At 33.4% G+C, this 3,867-nt stretch carries 3 protein-coding genes and 1 pseudogene; 3 read left to right on the forward strand and 1 reads right to left on the reverse strand.

The features are described from left to right. Positions 1 to 152, reverse strand: a pseudogene (locus EEJ45_RS17925) (IS6 family transposase); the annotation flags it as partial. Between the two features lie 173 nt (positions 153 to 325). Between EEJ45_RS17925 and EEJ45_RS17930 the strand changes: the two are divergent. The 3 genes from EEJ45_RS17930 to EEJ45_RS17940 all read left to right on the forward strand — a co-directional run bounded on the left by EEJ45_RS17930 (position 326) and on the right by EEJ45_RS17940 (position 3,462). Continuing rightward, entirely contained in the window at positions 326 to 1,048 is a 723-nt protein-coding gene (locus tag EEJ45_RS17930) for a type II toxin-antitoxin system PemK/MazF family toxin (RefSeq protein WP_246000047.1), read from the forward strand. Positions 1,049 to 1,197: 149 nt separating this feature from the next. Beyond that, positions 1,198 to 2,418, forward strand: a complete 1,221-nt coding sequence (locus EEJ45_RS17935; protein ID WP_124566110.1) for a hypothetical protein — start codon at positions 1,198 to 1,200, stop codon at positions 2,416 to 2,418. Between the two features lie 6 nt (positions 2,419 to 2,424). Continuing rightward, positions 2,425 to 3,462, forward strand: coding sequence for a hypothetical protein (locus tag EEJ45_RS17940; RefSeq protein ID WP_124566111.1), 1,038 nt, complete (start codon positions 2,425 to 2,427; stop codon positions 3,460 to 3,462). Positions 3,463 to 3,867 lie beyond the last annotated feature (405 nt).

Genomic DNA, 3,867 nt, shown 5'->3' on the forward strand with positions numbered 1-3,867 from the left:
ATAATGGTGGTGTGAGCGATAGACAAACCTCGTTCCTCCATCATTTCCACCAAATCACGAAAACTTAGGTTGTACCGTAGGTACCATCTTACCGTTAATAAAATCATATCAGGCTGATAGTGCTTCCATTTGAACAAATTTTCCTTTTTCATACCGATCACACACCTTTTTTAGAGTAATAGTATCAGTATGTCCAAGATTTAGAGATTACTTGCAATTGTCTTGAAATTTTCGCACCAGAACCTAAAGAAGAATGGTAAAATATAGATTATTAGATATGTATTTTAGTATTTGAATTGATTTTGTTGGGATAGAGGGGAGAATTATGGATATAAATAAATATAAAGGAAAGCTTAGGTATATAACAACATTACCGGCTTTACCGAAGTTTAGAGATGACGCAGAATGTGTGGCAGAATGTAAACACTTACTTGATGAGCTTTTTAATACCATGCTAAATGAAAATCAGGATTATGGAATTAGATGGATGTTTGGTTTAGATAGATATATCAAAGATAAGAAGAAGGCTATAAAACGTCCATTTAGGGCTAATTTAGATAGAGGACATATTGTAGAGGTTGAGCTTTTTGGACACTTTAATAAGGAACTAACTTTTCTGCATCCTGCTGTTGTTCTGTACGACAATCATAGAGGCCAGTTATTGGTAGCACCTATCTCTAGTTCTAAATATGGAAGTAGTGATTCTCTACATATCGATGTAGATGAAGCAGACGGTTTGAAACATCCTTCAGGAGTATGTCTGGATTCAATTAGAATAATAGACAAACGGAGAGTTGCGTATCAACATAAAGCCGAAGGAAACAATTGTAAGTTACGATCGGAAAAGTTAAATGAAATTGATGAAGTAATCCTAAAGAATTTTCTCCCAATAACGTATCAAAGGATGTTGAAGAGTGAAGAAATCTTAAAGAATGAAATTAGAGAGCACAACATTCTTAAAGAAAAGTATGATAATCTAAGAAAAGAATACGATGCATTAAAGGTCGGATTTAAAAATGATGAAGTAGCAGCTTCGAAAGAGGATTAATTCTTGAGTTTTTGACATATACTGTAGTATACTGAATTTAGAATATGTTTGGGTCTTCGCGCCCCGCGCAACTGAGCGCACTTTCCGGCCCTCTCCAGTTTTAGGAGAGGGCTTTTTATTTAGATACTTTTATATGAGGGGGGTAGGAAATGTCGAAACAGAAATGGAATTCGAGAGAGAGAGTTATTGACTTTCTTGAAGATTACTCAGCTAATATTAAGGAACAGATAGATTCTAGAAAAACAAAAAATACTCTCTTAAAATCTTATATTTTTGAGACGTTCGATGAAAGTATATATGAACTGAAGCGATTTAATAAAGAGGAGATTACCATACCCAATCTATTTCCAGAGCAAAGCCAGTGTATGGGACAAGTTGATGAAAGAATGTACTATTTATCTGCAGGAGATGAGACAATAGGATTCTTTGAACAAGTCAATGATAGGTTTTTAATATTTTATTCGTTGGAAAGCTCAGATGCATCTGATAAATTCACGCGGGATGCTGTTCGTAATTCTCCTGTATTAGACTCTTTATGGATTTCGGGCAAAATGTTCAATCAAATTTTAAAGAAGATGAGTAAGGAACATCACCCCAATCGTTACACTAAGATTAAATTTGAATTTAACAGCTTCTTTGAGGGAGAGAAATACATAAAAGGTATTGGTAATTCTAAGAAAGATATTTCTGGTTTGGAAGAGCATAAGGCATCTTCAGTATCCTTGACTGAAGAGCTAGGTGATATTTCATATAAAATTGAAGGGGTAAGAAAGTATTTTTCATCTTTTCATGCGATTGGACAATTAAGATTTCCAAGTAATATCGGAAGAGGTGGTCATGATTTTTATCAAAATGGGAAAGTGACTAATCGCTCAGATAGTTTTAAAGACCATCGTTTCCAAGTGAAAAAGATGATAAATAGTTATCAGAATATAACAGAAATTTTAGAGAGTAAGACGTGGATTGATTTAGAGAAGGTAAAGAGTCCTAATCAGCAGTTTCTATATAATTATGAAGGAAGTCCAGTCACTATAGTATTTAAAGAGCCTTTAAAAGAGCATATTTTTGAAAATTTTATTAATTATACCTTTCAAAAGGGTAAAGAGCCATTTAGAATTTTTGGTGAAATTATTCGAGTAAGCAACAATAGGGCACACATATATGGTATAGATCTTCATCTATGGCAAAAAGTTATGATGGATTTGAGTAGAGAGCAGTTTACAATATTCTTGCCTAAAGGAACATGTGGAAATACTATACACCGTCTAATAACCAATATTCAAAGATATCTTAATCCAGAATTAACGGTTTATATAGGTAATGATAACTATGAAGAGATAATACAACGGGTTATAGAGAGCGGAGTGTGAAAAATCATGATCGAATTAACCCCTTTGCTACAGTTGAACTTATTCGTACATATGAGTTTGGAATATCCGGAACAATCGGGCTTTTATCCTTATCTTAGGGAGAAAGGATATGTTATTAAAGCAATAGAAGCAAGCATTCCAGTCAATCCAAAGAATTATAATGCACTCAGTAAACATGTTAAGGTTAACCAAATTGTAACTCCAGAGATGATATTAGAGCATAATAGAACTGGTGAATTGATGTTACTAGAGTGCAAAGTGAATAGTTTCGATGTTGATTTTGAGCATACCGCTTCAAAACAAGCGATAGGATATTTAAGTCTAGAACCTGACTATTTAGCTGAGTTTATGGGAACAAATCAAAATAGAGAAGCTAAAGCTCATTTAATTTATGCAACAGATGAGGAATATGCAGATCAACTTCGAGAGACCCTTGGAACTCTTCAAGAAAAAACGATTAATATTATCGGTGATTCTTTAGACTACGAAGTCTTGGGGATGGAAATTAGTGAAGAAGGATGTTTTATTGTAAAAACCTCTTCCAAAGGTTTAGAGAAAATTAAGATTACTAATTATTCAGCATTACAAAAGGGTGCAGTATTATACATTGTTCCTTTTGAGCCTAACTCAAAAATCGACGAGTATGGAAAAGTTGTACTTGAAAGGCAAGTTCGTAATTCATTGAGAGTTTTTATAGGCAAATACATTGGATATCAAGAATTTTCTTTTAACAGTACTACTATTTGTGAAGATATTAATCCTGTTTGGAGCAAATTACCTTCCTATTTTAAAAAGAAGATTAGAAGATTAGTACATAATTACATACTTGATGTTGCAAGAGAGCTAAATCATCTAGGTTTAAAAATTTTAGCAGAAAATCAGGTGTATCGAGTTCCTATGGTGGATAGGAAAATTGCGAGTAGAGTAAGGAGATTTTTACTATCTGAGAAGTTCGTTGGAGTCGGAGAAGAAAACTTCAACGAACTTGAACAGTTAACGATAGATGATTTTTTAGCAGAGAACACTGAGATTGAAGCATCTTAAAACAGGGCCTTAAGTGGTACAAAAGGGACTTTTTAGAAAATGATTTTTTGTATTTTATGTATATGCATTTTCATTCATTTGAAAAGATGCTTCTTTCTTAAGAAGAGCAGTATCTGATTATCTCAGAAATTTCTCTTTTTTACTTCTATCCAATTGTTTTTCATTCTGAATCAAGGATCCCGCTGCATGTCCATCAAGTTACAGTTTTATAGCTTCCCAGGATCGGGATTCTGAGGTTTTCTTATAACAAAGAAGGTCATTAATAAATTCATTTAAAAAACATAATGGTTCTGGTGCAAAAATCTCAAAACAGTCGCAATTAATCTCTAAAGCTTGGACATACTGATACTATTACTCTAAAAAAGGGCGTGATCAGTATGGAAAAGCAAAATCTGTTCAAGTGGA

It is taken from the genome of Ectobacillus antri, assembly GCF_003852715.1.
Lineage (GTDB): Bacteria > Bacillota > Bacilli > Bacillales > Bacillaceae_G > Ectobacillus > Ectobacillus antri.